The organism is Streptomyces sp. 150FB (genome assembly GCF_000818195.1).
In the GTDB taxonomy this organism is placed as follows: domain Bacteria; phylum Actinomycetota; class Actinomycetes; order Streptomycetales; family Streptomycetaceae; genus Streptomyces.
Genome location: NZ_JTHL01000001.1, coordinates 8,728,652 through 8,749,425, shown reverse-complemented (window position 1 = coordinate 8,749,425; position 20,774 = coordinate 8,728,652). Strand labels below are relative to the sequence as shown.

The window sequence follows — 20,774 nt, the reverse complement described above, 5'->3', positions numbered from 1 at the left end:
ACCACGCCCTCGTGCTCGCAAGCGAACGTCCTGCCCGTACGCCCCAGACCCGACTGGATCTCGTCGGCGATGAAGAGCACGTCGCGCGCGCGGGTCAGCTCCCGTACGCCGGCCAGATAGCCGGCCGGCGGCACCAGCACGCCCGCCTCACCCTGGATGGGTTCGAGCAGCACCGCCACGGTGTTCTCGGTCACCGCCGCGTCGAGCGCGGTGAGATCCCCGTACGGGACGATCTCGAACCCGGGGGTGTAGGGACCGTAGTCGGCCCGTGCCTCCGGGTCCGTCGAAAAGCTGACGATCGTGGTCGTACGGCCGTGGAAGTTGTTGCCCGCCACCACGATCTTGGCCATGCCGTCCGGCACACCCTTGACCCGATAGCCCCATTTGCGTGCCGTCTTCACCGCCGTCTCGACCGCCTCGGCCCCGGTGTTCATCGGCAGGACCATCTCCATGCCGCACAGTTCGGCCAGTTGCCCGCAGAACTCCGCGAACCGGTCGTGGTGGAACGCCCGCGAGGTCAGCGTCACCCGCTCCAGTTGCGCCTTCGCGGCCTCGACGAGCCTCCTGTTGCCATGGCCGAAGTTGAGCGCCGAATACCCGGCGAGCATGTCGAGGAAGCGCCGTCCCTCGACATCCGTCATCCACGCGCCCTCGGCCGAAGCCACAACAATGGGCAGCGGATGGTAATTGTGCGCACTGTGCGCCTCCGCCGAGGCGATGGCACTCTCCGTTGTCGACACTGGTTCTCCGTTCGTTGGGTTTGCACGACCGAGCACGGGCATTCGGCGCGGAGGTCGGGTGCACGCTGAGCGCGACCACTGCGGCCGGCCCGGGGCCGCGGTCGATACTCACGGCCACCGCACGCCACGGCGCGAATGGCCCGGTGGTGCGTACGAGGTGGTGGCCGCCGTGGCCGAGCACCATGTCGGGGCGGCGTCGGGGTCTGCCGGTCCTGCCCTGTACCGGCGCATCACTCCCGGCGGCGGGACGAAGCGCGTGACATCGTCGCGACCGGGTGGGTCCGCGATGCGACGGGAGGGATACGAGGGGGATCAGCGATCAGATGCCGCCCGCCGCGCGGCCTGCCTCGGTGGCCGGGGCGCCGCTCCGGTGCGGAGTTCGCCCGGCGTCCCCTGCGGGAGCTGTCGGCCGCGGCGGAGGTGTGAATGCGAGGGGTCCGCCCCACGAAGCCCGGCGGAGCTTCGTGCGGGAGGAGAGCAGTCCCGGCGGTGACCGCTCGCGGACGCTTGTCGCGGAGTCGCTGCCGTCATGTCGTCGGGACCGAATGTGCGGGCCTGGATCAGCCCTTCTCGATCTGCTGCTGGATCGAGGGCCAGTACTTGTACATCTGCTTCGGGTACGGCAGGTCCGGGAAGTACTTCTGGTACAGCTTCAGGAACGTTCCGTTGTTGGCGAGAGTGGCCAGCTCCTTGTCGTAGGCCGCAAGGAACTTGGGCAGCTTCTTGCTCACCGCCATGGCTCCCGGGTCGTCCTGAGGGCTGGTCACAGCCACCTTCAGCTTGCCGGGGTGCTCTTTGAGGATCTTGCCCACGTGTGTGGAGCCCAGGACGATCGCATCGACGTTGCCGGCGAGCAACTGGCTGACGCCGGCGCTGTCGGTTGCCTCCGACACGAGCTCCGAGGTCGTCATGTTCTTCTTGGCGAAGTCGGCCTGATTGCTGTTGGCGCCACTCCCGACGCGCTTGCCCTTGAAGTCCCCGAGGGCCTTCGCCTTTGAGTCCGCGGGCACGACGACGACGTTCTGTCCCCAGAATATCGGCTTGGTGAAAGCGACACTCTTCCTGCGCTCCGCGGTCGCGACCAGACCCACCGACATCATGTCGTACTGGCCACTGGTCAGAGCGGGGAGACCGGCCTGGACCGTGGTCGTCTTGTAGACGATCTTGAGACCCATCCGCTTGGAGATCTCGTTGTTGAGATCGACGAGCATGCCTACCGGCTTGCCGCTCGCGTCGGGGGACACGAAGGGGTAGTCGCCGGCGGTGATGGCGGCGGTGATGGTCCCCGGCTGGACGAGCCCGTAGTCGGGGCCTCCGCTCGAAGCCGAGGCCGAACCCGAGTCGCTGCCGCAGGCCGTGACGGCGGTGCTGAAAGCAGCGGCGACGGCAAGCGCACTGACACCTCGTCGCGTGGTGAGTCGGTTCATGGTTCTCCTTTGGACTGCCTGAATGAGCGACCGACGATGGTGCGTGACTATAAGCTATAGGGAATTGACCAGTCAATGACCTCAAGTCCGGTCTTCGTGAGGGAGTTCGCCGCCCCGGAACTGACCGGTGTCGCGCAGCTCAGGAGGCGTTGACGAGTTCCGCGAGTGCCGTGATCACAAGCCGGTAGGCCTCGTCGGTGAGGTGGATGCCGTCCACGTGCGTCGGCACGCCGGATGCCGCCAACGGGGCCAGTACCGCATCGGTCTCCACCGCGCGGTCCGCGGAAACGATGTCGCGCAGCACGTCCCGGTACGAGGCCAGCACCGCGTTCGTCCGTCCCCTCGGCCCCACGCCGTCCTGCTCCACGACCGATGGCGGCAGGAAGCCGAGCACGGTGGCGCGCGGGAAGGCCCCGGCGATCGCGCGGAGGTACGCGCCGAAGGAGTCGAGGTCGACGAGCCGCTCAGGAGCGCAGTCGTTCGCACCGAAGGAGAGCACAACGACGTCAGGAGCGATCCTGGCAACCGCCTCGGCCCGGCGCGCCCCGTCGCGGCTGGTCCAGCCGCCGGCCGCGCAGTTGATGACGACCGCGCCCGTCACAGTCTCACCCTCCAGATGATCGATCCGGCTCTTCGTGAATCGCCCCAGCATGCTGTCGCCGAACAGAACGATGGTCTTCAACAGACGTCTCCCTTGCTGTCGTACCGGCCTCGGCCGGAACTGTCACCGCCCCGACGGGCGGTTCATCCGGCTGAGGCCTTCCGGTGGACGCCGCCCTGCGCGTGGTCTCCCATCAGCGAGCCGCCGCCGCGCGGATGTCGCCGCTCCGTCACGCCCGGACCCGGGCGGAGGCGGGTCCGAGAATACGCGCGGGTTCGACCACCGGGGCCGATCCGCCTCGTCCGCCACCGGCCCTTCCCCCGCCGACGAAGCCGTCACGGCGCACCTCTCACGACGGCTTCGCCCACCCGGGAGCGGCCGACAGGAGGTTGACATTCTGGTACTAGCAGCCTACAAAATACCAACAGTTCGCCCGTTGCCGTCTGAGCCCGCCGCCAAGCGCCGGCCTTCGCTCGACCGCTCGGGACCGAAGACTCGGAAAGAGGCTGTGCCGTCGCCATGAAAGTTCTCGTTCTGCCCGGAGACGGGATCGGCCCGGAGATCGTCCCGCCGACGATGGAGGTACTCGAAGCGGCTGACGGGGCGTTCCGACTCGGCCTTGCCTTCGAAACGACCGAGATCGGCCTGGCCGCCCTCGCCCGGCAGGGCACGACGCTCCCCCAGGCAGTGATCGACCGGATCCCCGAGGTCGACGGGGTGATCCTCGGTCCTGTGTCGCACTACGAGTACCCGCCGCGCACGCAGGGCGGGTTCAATCCCTCCGCGGAGCTTCGCGTGCGCTTCGAACTGTTCGCGAACATCCGGCCGTCCCGGTCAAGGGAGGGCCTGCACTACCTGCGCGCGCCGATGGACATCATCCTCGTCCGCGAGAACACGGAGGGCTTCTACTCCGACCGCAACATGTACGCGGGAAGCGGCGAGTTCATGCCGGACGCGGACAACGCGTTCAGCATCCGGAAGATCAGCGCGCGGGGCTGCGAGCGGGTGGCCCGCACCGCGTTCGAGATCGCGCGCGGCCGGCGCCGGAAGGTCACGGCGGTGCACAAGGCGAACGTCCTCAAGTTGTCGGACGGGCTCTTCCTCCGCGAGGTGCGCAAGGTCGCCGCCGAGTTTCCCGACGTCGAGCTCGACGAGCTGATCGTCGACGCCACCGCCGCCGCGTTGATCCGGCGCCCTGACGCGTTCGACGTGATCGTGACCACGAACATGTTCGGCGACATCCTCTCCGACGAGGCCGCCGAGCTCTCGGGCAGCCTCGGACTCGGCGGCTCGCTCAACGTCGGTCACGACATCGCTGTCGCACAGGCGCAGCACGGGTCCGCGCCCGACATCGCGGGCCGGGACGTCGCCAATCCCACGTCGCTCATCCTCTCCGCGGCGATGCTGCTCGACTGGCGGGGCCGTCGCGACGGGAACGACGCGATGATCGCGGCGGCAGCCGGCATCGACTCCGCCGTGGAGCGGGTGCTCGACGACCCAGCGACCCGCACGCGGGACCTCGGCGGAAGTCTCGGCACCGCCGAGTTCACCGCACGGGTGGTCGCGAGCCTGCGAGGCGAGAGCCGGATCACCGCCGGCCAGAACTGAAACACCGAGACCAGCACCGTCGAAAGGACCACGCATGCCCCTGTCCCTCAACCCGGCGACCGAGGTCCGGGTGGCCGAGTACGCCACGCACACACCCGCGGAGGTCGAGGCCGCTCTGGCGGCCGCAGCCACCGCGCAGCGGGGGTGGCGCGCCACACCGATCGCGGGCCGGCTGCCGCTGCTGAGCGCGATCGCCCGCGAACTCCGTTCCGGTCAGGAGGAGTTCGCCCGGTTGATCACGCAAGAGATGGGCAAGCCGATCTCCGAGGCACGTGCCGAGATCGAGAAGTCGGCATGGACGCTCGACCACTACGCCGAACACACTGAGCGCTATCTCGCGGCTGAGCCGGTCGCCTCCGGTGCGACGGAGAGCACCGTCGTCTTCGAGCCCCTGGGCGTCCTGCTCGCGATCATGCCGTGGAACTATCCCTTCTGGCAGTTCTTCCGCTTTCTCGCCCCGGCCCTGGCCGCGGGAAACGGAGCGATCCTCAAGCACGCGAGTAACGTGCCGGCCTGCGCGACGCTGCTGGAGGAGATCGTACGGCGGGCGGGAGCGCCGGAAGGTCTGTGCGCCACTGTGCTGGTGGAGACCGAAGCGGTGGCCGGCCTGATCGCCGACGACCGCGTCGCGGCGGTCACCCTCACCGGCTCCACCCAGGTGGGGGCGATCGTGGCCGCGCAGTCCGGTGCCCAGTTGAAGAAGCACGTCCTCGAACTGGGCGGCTCGGATCCGCTCATCGTCCTCGCTGACGCCGACCTGGACGAGGCCTCCACGGTCGCGGTCCGGTCCCGCTTCAACACCGTCGGGCAGAGCTGCGTCAACGCCAAACGCTTCATCGTGGACGAGAGCGTGGCGGACGAGTTCGTGGAACTCGTCGTGGCCAAGGCCGGTGCGCTGGTCGTCGGCGACCCGCTCGACGAAGCCACCGCCGTCGGGCCGCTGGCACGGGCCGATCTCCGCGAGGTGCTGCACGACCAGGTGCTGCGCACCGTGGCTGCGGGCGGGGTCCTCCGGCTGGGCGGGAAGCCCGTCGAAGGCCCGGGGTTCTTCTATCCGCCCACGGTCATCGACCACGTCACCCCGGAGATGGCCGCGTTCACCGAGGAGACGTTCGGCCCGGTGGCAAGCGTGACCAGGGTCAGCGGCACGGAGGAGGCGATCGAGCTGGCCAACAGGACCGAGTTCGGGCTGGGCGCCGCGCTGTGGACGTCGGATCTCGACGAAGCCCGCCGACTGGTCCCCCTCATCGACGCCGGCGCCGTCTTCGTCAACGGCCAGGTGGGCTCCGACCCCCGCCTGCCGTTCGGCGGGATCAAGAAGTCGGGGTACGGCCGCGAGCTCGGCGGCTACGGGATAAGGGAGTTCGTCAACGTGAAGACGGTCTGGTTCGGACCGGCGGTGACGGCATGAGCACAGAGATCCACCAGCGGCCGTCGGTCCTCCGCCCCGATGACCTCCCGGCGAAGGACCGCGGCTCCGGCGCGCGCACGGTGCCGCTGGTGACGAACGCCCGGGGCGCGACCGCGTTCCTCAACGGCATCACGAGCTTCGAGCCCGGTGCGGCGATCGGGCACCATGTCCACAACGTGGCGGAATCGGTGGTCGTCGTCCAGGGTGACGCCGTCGTGGACATCGACGGAGTGCGGACACCTCTGAGGGTGTTCGACACCACCTTCGTGCCGGCGAACATCCCGCACCATTTCGAGAACGCCTCGGACTCGGCGCCCATGAAGATCTTCTGGACCTACGCCTCCGTCGAGGCGACCAGGACCCTCGTCGACTCCCGTGAGCACTCCCGCATCGACGCCGAGCACCAGGGCTCGGCGGCGGAGTCCGGGACCGTGGCGTACGAGGTCGCCCGCATCACCGTACGGCCGGGAAAGGAGGCCGAGTTCGAGGCCGCGGTCGCGGCGGCGGCCACGCTGTTCCAGCAGACAAGGGGGGCACGCACACTCGTCCTGGACCGGGCGTACGAGAACCCGCTGGAGTACCGCCTCGTCGTGGGCTGGGAGTCGGTGGACGACCATCTCTCGGGCTTCCGGGACTCCCCGCGATTCCAGGAATGGCGTCGGCTCATCGCCGGCTCCATCGCCGGGCTCCCCGAGGTCACACACTTCAGGAACGTGTTGACCGCGTTCTGACCACTGGCGGAGAAGGGCATGACGTGACGAGTGACTGGGACCTGGACGCGGTCCAGGATCTGCTGCACGGGCGAAGCAACTGGCGCCGCTGGGGCGATGACGACCAGATCGGTGCCGTCAACCTGATCACCGACCGGAAGCGTGTCGAGGCGGCGCGTCTGGTGCGGACGGGCCGCACGGTCTCGTTGAGCCGGCCGTTCCCGACCCGCCCACAGGCAGGCAATCCGCGCCCGGCCGCCCACTACACGACGAAGACGCCCCGGGGTTCGGGCGGCATCGCCGGCGACTACTACGGAATCGAGTACCACGGCGTCGCGTCCACCCATGTCGACGCGCTCTGCCACGTCTGGGACGAACGGGGCATGTGGCAGGGCCGTGACCCCGATGTGGAGTTCACGTCCCGCGGCAGCCGGTGGGGTTCGATCGAGCACTGGCGCCGCGGGATCGTCACCCGCGGGGTGCTGCTCGACGTGCCGGCCTTCCGCGGTGAGCCGTACGTGACACACGACCGGCCGGTCCACGGCGACGAGCTCGACGAAATCGCGAAGGCCCAGGGAGTCACCGTCGGAGCCGGGGACGCGGTGATCGTCTACTCAGGACGCGATCGGTGGGACCGTGAGCATCCCGCCTGGGGCACCGAGCACACGGAACTCGGCGAGCCCCGCCGACCCGGGCTGCACGCTTCCTGTCTCGCCTTCCTGCGCGACCACGACTGCGCGGCACTCGCCTGGGACATGCTCGACCACGCCCCGAACGACTGGGGGATTCCCTGGACGGTCCACGGCGCGATCTTCGCGTACGGGCTGGCTGTCGTGGACAACTGCGAACTCCGGCAACTCGCCGCCGCGTGCCTTGCCGAGGCCAGGTACGAGTTCATGTTCGTCCTGTCGCCCCTGGTCGTCGAGGGCGGGACAGGTTCGCCCGCCAACCCGCTCGCGGTGCTGTGACCGGCGGCCGGTCAGGACTCCAGGGCGGTGATCGCGTGGGCGCCGAGACTGCCGCGCACGTGCTTCTTCATAACCCTCTCGGCGGTCCTGGCATCACCGGCGATCACCGCTTCGGCGATCGCGATGTGCTCCTGCCTGACCCGCTCCTGGTCCTTGACGGAATCGGGCTTCGAGCGAAGCCTCAACTGGCGGTAACGGTCGGCTTTGTCCCAGAGGCCTTCGAGCAGGGACATCAGCAGCGGGTTGTGGGATGCCGTGTAGATGCTGCGGTGGAAGGCCCGGTGCACGAGCAGGCTCTGGAAGTCGGTCGACGTGCTGAGCGGCGCGAGCCCCTTGAGAGCCGCCTGTATGGCCACGCTGTCCGCTTCCGTCAGCCGGTTCGCCGCGAGCTTGGCGGCCAGCGGGTCGAGCTGCTCCCTGACCTCGAACAGGCTGCGCGCCTCTTCGGCGTTGAGCCTCGTGACCCGCGCGTCCCGGTGCGCGTCGATCGTGACCAGCCCCTCGGCATCCAGCCGCCGGAGCGCCTCACGCAGCGGGGTCGTACTCACACCGAGCTCGACAGCGAGCTGCTCCTGGGAGATGGACTGCCCCTGTTCCAGCTCGCCGGCGAGGATACGTTGCCGCAACTCCTCGTAGACGTAAGCGTTCTTCGTAAGGGCGGGACGAGGGTTGGCGCTCATCGACCTGGCATTCTCTTCTCCGGCGGATGTAGTGAAGGTCAGGATACAGAGCCTGTCGGGCAAGCGAAGGCAAGCTGTCCACTACGGGTTACATCCTATGGCGTCGCCGATCAGGTGACCCCTGGTCGGCCGGGACGAGGGCCAGACAACATCGGCCTGGCCATTTCCTCTTTACCTTATAGGCTATACCATTTCATCGAACCCCTGGTAGCATCCGCCGCCGCCGACACCGGGCAACGGTCCAGGATCGAGCCATGCACCGGACCGGAGCCGCACCCGGGACTCCGGCAAGAAGCTCACACTTCACTCATTGATTATTAAGTCGAGCCTGCTACAGTCCTCACCTAACAGGGTTATGGCCTATAGGCTGCAGCGGGTGGACGTTTCGCGGCGGCGCCGATCCTGGAAGCCGGGTTCGGTGAGCTGCCGACGGTACGCGGCCACAAAAAGGTAAGGACACCTTGTTCTATGGGCGATTTCATCCATTCATTCTTTGATCTGCACCAGATACTCGCGGTCATGCCGGACCTCCTCGGTGAGGGCCTGCGCAACATGCTCGTCATCGCGTCCCTCTCGCTGCTCCTCGGCCTCGTTGTCGGACTCGTCCTGTCGATGCTGCTCATCGCCGCGCGCTGGTGGCTGAGGGCACCCGCCCGGATCTACGTGGACGTGTTCCGCGGCCTGCCCGCGATCGTCACCGTGAGCCTGATCGGCATCGGCCTGCCCTCCGCGGGGATCAAACCGTTCGGCCAGTCGCCCTTGGGCTACGCGGTTCTCGCTGTCGGCCTCATCAACGCGGCCTACATCGCCGAGATCTTCCGCTCCGGGATCCAGAGCGTGCCGGTCGGTCAGGCGGAGGCCGGGCGCAGCCTCGGCATGAGCCACATGACGACCCTCCTGCTGATCGTGGTGCCGCAGGGCATCCGCAACGTGCTGCCGGCGCTGGCCAACCAGTTCATCATCGCCGTCAAGGAGAGCTCCCTCGTCTACCTGCTCGGGCTCGCCGTCGGCGAACGCGAGCTGTACTTCATCGCCCAGCAGGCCCAGTCGATCACGTACAACTCCTCCTCATTCGTGGCCGCGGGCCTCGTCTACATCGTGTTCACCGTGCCACTCACCCACCTCGTCAACTGGTTCGACCGGCGCCTCCGCGAGGGCAAGCGCCCCACGGCGGACGACGAACCGGCCATGCCCGATCCACTGACGCCTGCCGGCGCGGGATTCGAAGCAGGAGTCTGACCATGGAAAAGGTCGCCCAGTCCTATGTGAAAGCCGATCCGCGGGGGCGGGAGAGCGGTACTCCCGCCATCGAGCTTCAGGACATCTGTAAATCTTTCGGCAGGGTCGAGGTGCTCAAGGGAGTCTCGGCGAGCGTGGGTTCAGGTGAGACCGTGTGTCTCATCGGCGCCTCCGGCTCCGGCAAGTCCACGCTGCTTCGCTGCGTCAACCTGCTCGCGCCGCCGACGTCCGGGGCCATCCGCCTGCACGGGCAGACGATCACCGATCCGAAGGTCGACCTCAACCTCGTCCGGTCGCGCACGGGTATGGTCTTTCAGCACTTCAACCTCTTCCAGCACATGACCGCGCTGGGCAACATCGCCGTGGCCCTCCGCCGGGTCCGCAAGATGTCCCGGGAGGAGGCCGAGCAACGCGCGATGGAGCAGCTCGACAAGGTGGGACTGCGCGCGTTGGCTTCGGCCCGGCCGGGAAACCTGTCCGGCGGACAGCAGCAGCGGGTGGCCATCGCCAGGTCGCTGGCGATGGAACCCGACATCATGCTGTTCGACGAGGCCACTTCCGCCCTCGACCCCGAGCTGGTCAAGGGAGTGCTCGATGTCATCCGCGACCTCGCCACGTCCTCCGGAATGACGATGCTGATCGTCACGCACGAGATGAACTTCGCCCGCGAGGTGGCGGACCGGGTCCTGTTCATGGACCGCGGCGTCATCGCCGAGGAGGGCCAGGCACGGCAACTGCTGTCCGACCCCCGGACGCCGCGGTTGCAGTCCTTCCTCTCCCAGGTCCTCTAGGCCCTGTCTGACAAATCCCAGCACCAAGAGGGCACTGCCCCCTGTGGTCGGCGTGACCCGCCGGCCACAGGGGGAATGACCCGTGTGCTGGGCGGACTTCGCACAGCCAAGAGCCCACAGAGCCGCAGGGGCGCCGATTCCCTCACCTTGGAATCGGCGCCCCTGCGGCTTCTCCGTCGGGACTCAGGCCCGCAACTCCGAGAGGGAGCGGTGAAGCTGATCGGTGAACAGGTCAGCGTGGGCGGCCTCCCAGACGAGCGGCGGGCGCACCTTCAGCACGTCGCCGCGGGGGCCGGTGAGACCCGCGAGCACCCCCCGTCCGACGAGGCTCTCCAGCACGGACCGCGCCACTTCGCGCGAGGTCGCTCCGCCGTGGGAGGCCACGTCGACGCCGGCGAGCAGCCCGGTACCGCGGACCTCGCCGAGCAACGGCTCGTCGGCGGCGAGTTCGCGAAGCCGCTCGCGGAGCCGTATGCCGACCTCCACCGCCTGCTCCGGCAGGCCGGTCATCTGGAGCACGTCGAGGACGGCGTGGCCCGCGGCCGCGGCGGCCGGCGTCGCGGCGAATGTGGAGAAGTACTCGTACTTCCCGGCGAGCGCGTCGGCGATCTCGCGCCGGGTGACGACCGCGCCGATCGGGTACCCGGCGCCCATCGGCTTGCCGAGCGTCACGATGTCGGGTGTGACGCGGGCGCGCGCGAAACGCCACAACTGCGGGCCGCTGCGGCCGTATCCCGACTGCACCTCGTCCGCGAGGTACAGGGCGTGGGCGGCGTGGGCGCCGTCGATGAGCCCGCCGAGGAACTCGTCGGGGACATCGATGATCCCCTCGGACGTGAACTGCGAGTCGGCCAGTACCAGCGCCGGGCTCTCGTCCGCCGCCCGCAGCGTGGCAGCGGCCTGCTCGACGCGTCGTACGGCGACGGCCCTGGTCAGTCCTGCCGCGGGTCCGTGCGCCGCCTCGAAGGTCGCCACGCGCCGCGGCCGGTATCCGTCGGGCCACTCGTTCGAGCTCAGGTCAGCCATCAACTTCGATGAACCGTGGAACGCGTGCTCCGCGACGATCGCCGCGTCGCCCCCCGTGTACTCGGTGGCCAGGCGCCAGGCGAGCTCGTTCGCCTCGGTGCCCGATGTGGTGAACAGACAGGTGTCGAGCCCGGGCGGCATCGTCTCCAGGATGCGCTCAGCGAGGCCGACTATCCCGGAGTGCAGATAGCGGGAGTGCGTGTTCAGCGTGGCCATCTGGCTGCTCACGGCGTTGGTGACCGCGGGGTGCGCGTGTCCGACAACGGCGACGTTGTTGTACGCGTCCAGGTAACGGGTGCCATCGGTGGCGTACAGCCATGGCCCCTCGCCGCGGACCAGTTCGAGCGGCTCGCGGTAGAAGAGGGGTGACAGCGGACCGCCCATGGAGCGAGCCCGCCTGCCGGGCAGGCTCGGGTCCCGTGCGTAGTTCCCGGCCTGCCGGGTCCCCGCGAGTCGTTGGATCCGGTCCGCGAGCTCGTCGGGTCCGAGTGCGCTCAAGAGACCGAGGACGTGCTCGCTGTTCTGGTCGTACTGCGTGATGTAGCGGTAGTTGTCACTGTGGCGTCCGCTCCGCACCGAGGACACCGCCAGGGTGGTGAGCAGACGGGCGATGACGAGTTCGCCGAGTAGCGACGCCTCCGCCGAGGTCAGGGCGCGGTGCCGCTGGTAACCGCGCAGTACCGCGTCGGTCAGCCGCCAGATCTGCGTCATGTCGTCACCGACCGTGCCGCGCAGTACGGAGGTGAGCGTGACGGCCAGGTCGCAGACGGCGGCCGTGTGGTGCATGTCCCCGAAGTCGATCACCGCGCTGACCGTGCCCGACTCGGCCAGCACATTGGTGAGGGTGACGTCGGCGTGCTGGACACCGGACGGCAGCTTGTCGGTCGCTTCCAGTGCCGGGGCGACTCTGGCCGCGAGGTCACGCAAACGGCCCTCCACGAGGCCCGATTCGGCCACCACGGTCGGCATGCGCCTGATGTCCCACATCAGGGTGCGTCCCGCCGCCGGGTGGAAGAAACCCTGCAGGGCGACCGACATGCGCCCCGCGACGGCGCCGACCTGCTCGGCGAGTCCGAGGCCGAGTGTCTTGCCTTCCAGCGGGGTGCCGGGGAGGAACGTGATCAGCCGGGCCAGGCAGCTCCGGCCGGTGTCGTCCCGCAGCTCCGCGATCCAGGTGCCGTCGCGCGTCGCGACGGAGGCCGGTACGGGCAGCGAGGGGTCCGAGGCAAGAACATGCTCGCGTGCACGGACCTCCATGTCGACGACGTCCGGGTGCTCCGCGGGATTCGCGATCTTGAGGACGAGCCGTTCGTCGACGAGGAGGTTGAGGTCGCGCTCGGCGTCCAGCGGGCTCAACCGCGGGTTCGTCAGGTTCCAGTGCTCGCTGAGCACCTCCCTGAGACTCGCCGGCGAGAACGTGGGTGCCGGCTCCACGAAGACCCCCGTCGCTGGGTCATTCGTGCCGTCCGTCCTGAAAGTCATGGTGGCGGGTTTCCTCTCCTCGGTCGGTGCGCGCCGCCCGTCAGGGCGAGGCGGAGGATCTGTCGGTCAGGGGGTCCGGCGCGGCCGTGACCAGGTCCGCGCGAGGGAGCAGATAGCTTCCGGGGGCCCGGGCCACGACGGTGAAGGGCCGGTCGTGGCCCGGGTACACAAGATCCGCGTGTGCCCGCACGTGCTCCATCGAACGCGCGGCTGCGTCCTCGCCCGCGGAGATGACGGTGCAGCGTCCCGAGCGCAGCGCACGTGCCGAGGAGACCGCGTCGCCTGTCAGCAGGGCGGTACCGGCGGCGGTCTCGACGGTGAGTCCGATCGAACCCGCGGTGTGCCCGGGCAGAGCCGTGACGGTGACACCGGGGGCAAGGGCGAGGCCGTCGCCGGCCGCTCGGACGGACAACGACCGCAGAATGGCCCCCGACCAGGGAGGAGTCACCGGGTCGTCGAGGGGTGCGCGGGCGAGATGGTCGGCCTCCGCCGGATGCAGCAGGACGTCGGCGTGGGGAAAGAGGTCGGCGTTCTGGATGTGGTCGTAGTGTGCGTGGGAGAGCACCAGGGTGTCGATGTCCCGGAGGGTCAGCCCGCGGCGGGCGAGGGCGCGGTACAGCGCGCGTCTGCGGCCCGCGTGGGCGCAGTCGAAGAGAATCCGCCGCGCCCCGGAGCTGACGAGGTAGACGCCGCAGAACCCGATGCTCCCCTGCTCGGAGGAGAGTCCGAAGCCGAGGAGAAGAGTGTCGACGGCGGGTGTGGCGCCCACGGCGGGTGTCGCACCGACGGCGGGTTCGGCCGGGCTCCCGTGGCCCCGCTTCTCAGACAATGTCTCCTCGCAGGAATCGGCGGTAGACATAGGGCAGGACACCGCCGTTGGCGTAATAGACGACTTCCTGGGGGGTGTCCAGGCGCGCCCTGACCTCGAACTCGAATCCGGCACGCTCGCCTGTCCGCGGCCGGACCCGTACGGTCACCGTCGACGAGGGGGTCTGCAGCGATTCTCCCGTCCCGACGATGTCGAAGGTCTCCGTACCGTCGAGTCCGAGGGACTCGGCGCTCTGGCCGTCGAAGAACTGCAGTGGCAGCACACCGAGTTGGACCAGGTTGGACCGATGGATACGCTCGAAGGACCGCGCGAGGACCGCGTCGACCTTCAGCAGTGCGGTCGCCTTCGCCGCCCAGTCCCGTGACGATCCGGTTCCGTACTCCTTGCCCGCGATGACCAGCAGGCGGGTTCCCGCAGCCGCGTAGGACTGTGCGGCCTCGAACACGGGGACGACAGCGCCGTCCCGGGTGAAGTCCGGGGTGACTCCGCCCCCGTGGGTCGTCGTCAGCAGGTTTCGCAACCGTGGGTTGGCGAAGCCGCCGCGCACCATGACCTCGAAATTGCCTCGGCGGGAGGCATAGGTGTTCAGATCGCGCTCGCCGAGCCCCGAGAGATAACGTCCCGCGCTGCTTCCCGCGGGTATGCGCCCTGCCGGGCTGATGTGGTCGGTGGTGACCGAGTCCCCGAGCAGCATGAGTGTCCGGGCACCGAGGATGTCCCCCCGTGGAGTCGTCTCGACGGAGACGCCGTCGAGGAACGGCGGGCGGCGCAAGTAGGTCGACTCGTCGGGCCAGTCGAACAGGTCACCGCTCGCCGTGGGCACCGCCCGCCAGCGCTCGTCGCCCTCGAAGATGCCGGCGTAGGCGTCACTGAACAGTTCGGGCGTGAGGTTGGCGCTCACCACCGCGTCGATTTCGGCGTCGCTCGGCCACAGGTCGGCGAGCATCACGGGCACACCGTCCGCGTCCACGCCCAGAGGCTCGGTCATCACGTCGTGGGTGATCGATCCGGCGAGCGCGTAGGCCACGACCAGCGGGGGTGATGCCAGGTAGTTGACCGAGACGTCGTTATTGATCCGTCCGTCGAAGTTCCGGTTGCCCGAGAGCACGGAGGCGACGACGACGTCCCGTTCGGCGATCGCCTCCGCGGCGCTCGGCAGAAGCGGGCCCGAGTTGCCTATGCAGGTCATGCAGCCGTAGCCGACGAGGTGGAAGCCGAGTGCGTCGAGCGGCTCGGAGAGCCCCGCGCGCGCCAGGTAGTCCGTGACGGTCTTCGAACCGGGTGCCAGGCTCGTCTTCACCCACGGCTTGGAGGTCAGTCCGCGTGCACGGGCGTTGCGCGCGAGCAGGCCGGCCGCGATCATGACGTGCGGATTGGACGTGTTGGTGCACGATGTGATCGCGGCGATGGCGACCGCGCCGTCACGGATCCCGTCGCCTCCCGCCGTCAGCGCGGGCGTGCTGCGGACCGTGTCGGACGGCAGGCCGGAGGCGCTCGCGGCTCCGGTGGCCCTGTTCGACTTGATCTGTGCGATCGCGGCCGAGGCGTTGGCGGCGACCGCGCCCAGCGCGACGCGGTCCTGCGGACGCCGCGGGCCGGCGAGCGACGCGGTGACCGAGGAGAGGTCGACGGTCAGCCGCTCGTCGTAACGCGGGAGGAGGCCGGGCTCGTGCCACAGCCCCTGTTCCTTCGCGTACGTCTCCACCGCCGTGAGGTGATCCTCCCGGCGACCGGTCAGCCGCAGGTAGTCCAGCGTCGCGCGGTCGATCGGGAACATGGCGGCGGTGGCACCAAATTCCGGACACATGTTCGAGATCGTCGCACGATGGGCCAGCGGGATCCCGCTGATCGCGGTGCCGGTGAACTCGATGAACTTCCCCACCACTCCGTGGGCCCGCAAGGTCTCGGCGATGGTGAGCACCAGATCGGTCGCGGTCACGCCTGGCGACAGCTCACCCACAAGTTCGACACCGACCACAGCCGGCACGGCCATGCTCAAGGGCTGCCCGAGCAGGGCGACTTCGGCTTCGACACCGCCTACGCCCCAGGCGAGCACGCCGAGGGCGTTCACCATCGTCGTATGGGAGTCCGTGCCGACACAGGTGTCAGGGAAGGCCCATCCGTCGCGTCGCTGGACGACCTGCGCGAGGTACTCCAGGTTGATCTGGTGCATGATCCCGGTGCCCGGCGGAACGACGTGCACGCCGTTGAGCCGTCCTCCCCATTTCAGGAAGCGGTACCGCTCCGCGTTGCGCGTGTACTCGAACTCGACGTTGACGCGCAGAGAGTCCGGACGCCCCGACACCTCGGTGGAGATGGAGTGGTCGACGGTCAGATCACTGGGGATGTGAGGGCTCACCCGCCGCGGGTCGCCACCCGCCGCGGCGACCGCGTCGCGCAGCGCGGCGATGTCCGTAAGCACCGGGACACCGTTGGTGTCATGCAGGAACACCCGCGAGGGCGAGAAGGAGACGACGTCCTGGGCGGCGCCGGTCCGGCCGGCCACGAGCGCCGCGATGTGATCCGCCGTCACCGTGCGGCCGTCCTCGTGACGGAGGAGGTTCTCCAGCAGGATCTTGAGGCTCATCGGCAACTGCTCGGCCCCGGCCACGGCATCGAGGCGGTGCACACGGAAGCCACTGCCCGCCAGGTCGAGGCGGGCGAGGCTCCGATAGCTGTTCAACGGCGCTTTCTGCATCGCGCTCACATTGGTCCCTCCGTGTCCATCTTATAGGCTATATGCACAACGGCCGACAGGAACGCCGAGCAGCCCTCCGCCCCGGCCGCCGGCCCCATGCGTCTGAGCTCCGCGTCAGGGCCGGACGCCTGCCGAGGACGGCTGCGGGACAGGACAGCCACGCGAGGCACAGAGTTCCGGGGCGGCCGGTAGGTCCACGGCGGCTTCACACCGTTCCGGAAGCCGGGACCGGCAGCACGGCGGCCGAGCCGTCGGACCGGGGATCACTTCCGGCGGTCAGCGTGCCGTCCGCTTCGACCGAGACGACATTCGTATGGCCGAGGAATTCGGTACGGGCCGGCACCTCACGTACGGGAAACCCGTCCGCGACCAGGTGCGCGACGGTACTCCCGGGCACGTCGGACTCGTAGTGGACGGTGTCGGACGTGTCACCGGGGCTCCGCGGGCCGACCACCCATCGCGGCGCGCTCACCGCGTCGCGCGGCGACTTGCCGTTGAGCAACTGGATGAGCACCTGGGCGTGGATCTGCGGCTGGCCGTGACCGCCCATGGTGGAACTGACCCACCGGACGCGTCGGCCACGCGTGACCATGACGGGCATCAGCGTGTGCTTCGGCCGCTTGCCCGGCTGGATGACGTTGGGCGACCGCGAGTCCAGGGAGAAACTCGTGCCGCGGTTCTGCAGGAGGATGCCCGTGTCCGCTTCGAGGACGGCCGCACCGAAGCTGTCGAACACGCTCTGGATGATCGAGATCGCGTAGCCGCTCGAATCAACGGCGGCGATGCCGACGGTGTCGCCACGTGGCACGGACGGTGTGGCGACCGGTCCCGGGGCACGCACGCTCCGGGACCGGAGCTGCGTGACGATCTCGGCGAAGCCGTCGTTGTCGACGTCGGCCGGAGAGAACAACGGGTCGGCCAGGAGGGTGTCGCGCACACGGGTGCCGTCGAGGAACAAGCGGCCCAGCACGTCGGCCGGAACGCTCCCGGGGAAGGAGCCCAGGCCCAGCTCGGTAAGGGCTCGCAGCGTTCGCAGAAGCGCGAACCCCTGCGTGTTGGGCGGACTGGTGTGTACGTCAAAGCCTCCCAGCGACGCGGAGATCGCCGGAGTGACATGAGCCGCGTACCGCGCGAGGTCGTCCGTCGTCAGCGGGCAGCCCCTGGCCTGCAGGCCCGCGGCGAGCGCGGCGCCCACCGAGCCGCCGTACAGCTCGTCGGGACCGTTCGCCGCGATCTTCTTGAGCGACTCCGCGAGACGTGTCTGAATGAGCGGCGCGCCCTCCCGGAGGAGCTCGCCGCCGGGTGCGAACACCTCCATGGCCCCGGGGTCCTCCACGAGGGCATCCCGGTCGTGGACGAGCGCCGCACCGAGCGAACGTGCGACCGGCACGCCGTCGCCGGCGTATTCGATGGCCAGCCGGAAGTGTTCGGCCCAGGCCAGCACGGCGCCGCGGCTCCTGATCGCCTCCCAGCCGCGTACCGCGCCCGGCACGGTGATCGTGCTGGGACCCCTCGTCGGCAGTTGGTCACCGTGGCGCTCGCGCAGCTCGTCCAGGCTCCGGGCAGCGGGGGCCGTTCCCGTGGCGTTGACGCAGACAAGGGAGCCTTTCGGGTCCCGGACGAGCGCCACGAGGTCTCCCCCGACAGCGGTGTTGTGCGGGTACACGACGGTGAGCGCGATCGCCGCGGCCAGCGCGGCGTCGATCGCGTTACCCCCCGCCCGATACGCGGCCTCGCCCGCTTCCGTCGCCAGGTGGTGCGGGGAGGCGATCGCGCCCATGGTCTCGGCCAACGAGGCACCTGTCCTTCGTAGTGGAGGCGGGGCAGGAGGAACAGACTGCGGAGGCAGACCGATAACGACCCCACGGGATCGCAGGCGGCACCGCATCGGGGATGTGGTCCGCTCCGATTTCCTCCGACTCTCCTTATAGGTTACAGGCTATCTTAACAGGGTCGTTGCTGATCGGGACCTGTACGTCCAGGGATGCGCGAGGACAACCGGACCGGTCGAGATCGCCAATGCGTTGCACGCCGGCCGCTTCGGCTCCTCGGCAACTCAGACCGACTGGAGCGACTTGAGCGCCACAGCCTCGGCTGGGTCTGCGCACGGGAGGACGGCTCTCGGAGCTCGTCGGTCGAGAGGGGGTGGCGCCGCCCTGGTGGCATCCGCGGTGAAGGAAGCCAGTGCCGCGCAGTGCGACAGGCTTCACGGCGCGATACCAGGAGGCGGTCAGGCGCGGGTCAGCGACGCTTTTCGCCTCGTGATCGGCCTGTTGTTCCGCGGTGTGTACGGTGCGGGTGCCCGGGTCCGAGAAGGACACGAACGATGTCGGGCCCGGGTACGGTGTGATCCCTCAAGGCGCCGGCGGAGTCATCCCGTCCTTCCCGCTGGTTCCTCGCCCTCCCGCAGAATCAGGTCCAGGACAGCCGAGGCGAGTGCGGCGTCGAGTGCTCCGACGCCGGTGAGGTCGGCGACCGTGATCCCGGCGTCCGGCCGCGCTGCGGGCCTCTTCAGCAGGAGGCCTGCCGGGATGTCGCTGTCCGCCGTGGTGGTGCCGGACCGTACGGCGTGGCCGAAGTCGCCGTGGTCGAGACACTGGGCATGATCGTCCGTGGCGATCAGGCCCGCACGGCCGAACAAGGCCGCCGGGAGCTCGTTCTTGTGCGACATGTCCGTACCGATCCCCGTCACGTGCGCGCCCTCGCGCACATGGGCGGCGTCCAGAACCGGACGGGTCGCGGGAGTCGTGGTGACGACGATGTCCGCGCCCGCCGCCTCCCGCGCGGTGGCGGGTCGGGCGGGCAGATGATGATGTGCGATCAGCCAGTCGCAGGCCGTCCGGGAGGTCTCCAAGGTCCTGCCGTGCACGAGTACGTCACTGAGCGGACGGAGCCGGGAGAGCCAGAGGGCCTGGAGACGGGCCTGTTGGCCCGTACCGAAGACCCCGAGCGTGCCGGCATCGGGCCGGGCCATCGCATGGGTGACCAGCGCTCCGCAGGCGGCTGTGCGGACGGCGGTGAGCAGCCCGTGGTCGTCGAGGATCGCTCGGATCTGGCCGGTCTTCGCACTGACGACGCAGATCAGCCCGTGGTCGGAGGGGAGGCCGAGCGAGGGGTTGCGGTAGAAACTGGTGGCGATCTTGATGGAGAAGTCGGGGGCCCCGGCCATCTGCCCCGCCTTGACGTGGCAGTCCCCGTCCGCGTCGGGAAACTTCATGGCCAACGGTGGTGGCACGTTGGTCCTGCCCTCGGCGTGAGCGATCAGCGCGTCGCGGACGGTGTCCAGAACCAGTTGCGGTGTGGCGGCGTCCTGGATGGTGTCGGCGTCGAAGACGGGCAGGGTCATCGGCAGCCTCGCATCCACCGGGCAAGAAAGGGGTGCCGGTTCTTGTCGTCGGCAAGAAGGGCCATGGGTGTTCACTCCCCCGCGCGCTTCATGGCGTCGAGAAACGTCTCGACCGCGATGTTTCGACCACAGAGGACGACCGCCACCTTCTTCCCGCGATAACGCGCGGCCGTCTGTATCAGCCCGGCGACGGCGACGCCGGCAGCCCCCTCAATCATCCACCGTTCACCTTCGGCCACGAGGCGCATCGCGTGCGCGATCTCCTCCTCGCTCACGGTCAGGGTTTCGTCGATCACTTCCTTGCAGATCGGGAAGGTGACAGAACCCGGTTCCACCGCTCCGGTCGAGCCGTCGGAGAGCGTTTCGCACTCCGGCGTCTCGACGATGCGACCCGCGTTCAGCGAGTCGAGCATGCATGTGGACGCCTTGGGCCAGACGCCGACGACGCGGGTCCTGGGACTCAACGCCTTGAGCGCCGTGCCGACTCCGCCGATGAGACCGCCTCCGCCGACGCAGACGAACACCGCGTCGAGATCACTCGCCTGCTCGAAGAGCTCGACGCCCAGAGTGCCTTGCCCTGCGACCGTGTCGAGATCGTTGTAGGGGGCGACGTACGGCTTCCCCCGCAGCTCCGACTGGCGGCGCGCCTCCTTCTCCGCGTCGAGCGCGCTCCCCTGGATCACCACGAGTTCCGCGCCCAAGGCCTCGATCGCCGCCATCTTCGACTTCGTGGTCGAGTGACTGACATACACGGTGACTCCGACGCCGGCCAGCTTGCCGGCGCGGGCCACCCCCTGCCCGTGGTTGCCGGTGGACGCCGTGATCACGCCCGTACGCTTCGCGGCCGAGCCGAGGGTGCGGATCTTGTTCGCCGAACCGCGCACCTTGAAGGAACCTGTCGGCATCAAGTGCTCGGTCTTCAGCCAGACATCGCTCCGCAGCTCACGGGAGAGAAGGGTGCTGCGTTCAAGCGTGGTTACCGGAACATCAGGGCGAATTCCTTCGTGAGCTTCCAATATTCTCTCGAAAAGGCTGACCATGCTTGAACTCCCGCGCTCGGTGCCCCGCTGAACGAGTTTCTCGGAAAGGGAAATCAAGAGGAGGAATCTTCCGGAATCCTCGGCCTACATGCGGCTACGGACATCGACGGCCCTCCTCTTGCGCGCCACCTGTGCTCCTCCCCCGGACTCGACCTGTGTGCCACCCGCGAGGCCGTCA

General features: G+C 68.8%; 16 protein-coding genes. 6 read left to right on the top strand and 10 right to left on the bottom strand.

What is annotated here, in order from left to right; all coding sequences use genetic code 11:
- The 3 genes from QR77_RS37575 to QR77_RS37565 all read right to left on the bottom strand — a co-directional run.
- On the bottom strand, positions 1-740 hold a 740-nt coding region (locus tag QR77_RS37575; RefSeq protein ID WP_040029340.1), incomplete at its 3' end, for an aminotransferase class III-fold pyridoxal phosphate-dependent enzyme.
- A gap of 560 nt (positions 741-1,300) precedes the next feature.
- Positions 1,301-2,167, bottom strand: coding sequence for an ABC transporter substrate-binding protein (locus QR77_RS37570; RefSeq protein ID WP_040026455.1), 867 nt, complete (start codon positions 2,165-2,167; stop codon positions 1,301-1,303).
- Between the two features lie 139 nt (positions 2,168-2,306).
- Positions 2,307-2,849 carry an SGNH/GDSL hydrolase family protein gene (locus QR77_RS37565; RefSeq protein ID WP_040026454.1) on the bottom strand — a complete coding sequence of 181 codons (543 nt, stop codon included), beginning with the start codon at positions 2,847-2,849 and terminating at the stop codon, positions 2,307-2,309.
- A gap of 438 nt (positions 2,850-3,287) precedes the next feature.
- Between QR77_RS37565 and QR77_RS37560 the strand changes: the two genes are divergently transcribed.
- Genes QR77_RS37560 through QR77_RS37545 form a run of 4 tightly spaced genes read left to right on the top strand, consistent with a single transcriptional unit; the run spans position 3,288 to position 7,465 of the window.
- Positions 3,288-4,376: an isocitrate/isopropylmalate family dehydrogenase gene (locus QR77_RS37560; RefSeq protein ID WP_040026452.1), complete on the top strand. Its 1,089-nt coding sequence runs from the start codon at positions 3,288-3,290 to the stop codon at positions 4,374-4,376.
- 34 nt (positions 4,377-4,410) lie between these two features.
- A complete protein-coding gene (locus tag QR77_RS37555) occupies positions 4,411-5,787 on the top strand; it encodes an NAD-dependent succinate-semialdehyde dehydrogenase (RefSeq protein ID WP_040026451.1) in 1,377 nt (458 codons plus the stop codon).
- Positions 5,784-6,518 carry a cupin domain-containing protein gene (locus tag QR77_RS49540; protein ID WP_063798128.1) on the top strand — a complete coding sequence of 245 codons (735 nt, stop codon included), beginning with the start codon at positions 5,784-5,786 and terminating at the stop codon, positions 6,516-6,518. The genes QR77_RS37555 and QR77_RS49540 overlap by 4 nt, the downstream gene beginning before the upstream one ends.
- 23 nt (positions 6,519-6,541) lie before the next feature.
- Positions 6,542-7,465: a cyclase family protein gene (locus QR77_RS37545; RefSeq protein WP_040026450.1), complete on the top strand. Its 924-nt coding sequence runs from the start codon at positions 6,542-6,544 to the stop codon at positions 7,463-7,465.
- Positions 7,466-7,476: 11 nt separating this feature from the next.
- Here QR77_RS37545 and QR77_RS37540 read toward each other — a convergent pair whose 3' ends face one another.
- Positions 7,477-8,145: a GntR family transcriptional regulator gene (locus QR77_RS37540; RefSeq protein WP_040026448.1), complete on the bottom strand. Its 669-nt coding sequence runs from the start codon at positions 8,143-8,145 to the stop codon at positions 7,477-7,479.
- A 468-nt stretch (positions 8,146-8,613) separates the two neighbouring features.
- Here QR77_RS37540 and QR77_RS37535 point away from each other — a divergent pair, with 468 nt between their 5' ends.
- Complete coding sequence (locus QR77_RS37535; RefSeq protein ID WP_040026447.1) at positions 8,614-9,384, top strand: amino acid ABC transporter permease; 771 nt, start codon at positions 8,614-8,616, stop codon at positions 9,382-9,384.
- 2 nt (positions 9,385-9,386) lie between these two features.
- A complete protein-coding gene (locus QR77_RS37530; protein ID WP_052489359.1) occupies positions 9,387-10,175 on the top strand; it encodes an amino acid ABC transporter ATP-binding protein in 789 nt (262 codons plus the stop codon).
- Positions 10,176-10,358: 183 nt separating this feature from the next.
- Here the strand turns inward: QR77_RS37530 and QR77_RS44420 are convergent, their stop codons facing one another.
- From QR77_RS44420 to QR77_RS37500, 6 genes are all read right to left on the bottom strand, one after another.
- The gene (locus QR77_RS44420; protein WP_052489358.1) at positions 10,359-12,683 is read right to left on the bottom strand and encodes an aminotransferase class III-fold pyridoxal phosphate-dependent enzyme; all 2,325 of its coding nucleotides are present in this window, start codon (positions 12,681-12,683) and stop codon (positions 10,359-10,361) included.
- A gap of 40 nt (positions 12,684-12,723) precedes the next feature.
- Positions 12,724-13,512, bottom strand: a complete 789-nt coding sequence (locus QR77_RS37520; RefSeq protein ID WP_160310995.1) for an MBL fold metallo-hydrolase — start codon at positions 13,510-13,512, stop codon at positions 12,724-12,726.
- Positions 13,505-16,210, bottom strand: coding sequence for an aconitate hydratase AcnA (acnA, locus tag QR77_RS37515; RefSeq protein ID WP_040029336.1), 2,706 nt, complete (start codon positions 16,208-16,210; stop codon positions 13,505-13,507). Before acnA ends, QR77_RS37520 begins: the two co-directional genes overlap by 8 nt.
- Before the next feature lie 205 nt (positions 16,211-16,415).
- Positions 16,416-18,002, bottom strand: a complete 1,587-nt coding sequence (locus QR77_RS37510) for a gamma-glutamyltransferase (protein ID WP_063798127.1) — start codon at positions 18,000-18,002, stop codon at positions 16,416-16,418.
- Positions 18,003-18,581: 579 nt separating this feature from the next.
- Complete coding sequence (locus QR77_RS37505; RefSeq protein WP_040026445.1) at positions 18,582-19,556, bottom strand: ornithine cyclodeaminase family protein; 975 nt, start codon at positions 19,554-19,556, stop codon at positions 18,582-18,584.
- A 71-nt stretch (positions 19,557-19,627) separates the two neighbouring features.
- The gene (locus QR77_RS37500; protein ID WP_040026444.1) at positions 19,628-20,596 is read right to left on the bottom strand and encodes a threonine/serine dehydratase; all 969 of its coding nucleotides are present in this window, start codon (positions 20,594-20,596) and stop codon (positions 19,628-19,630) included.
- Between the last annotated feature and the right edge of the window lie 178 nt (positions 20,597-20,774).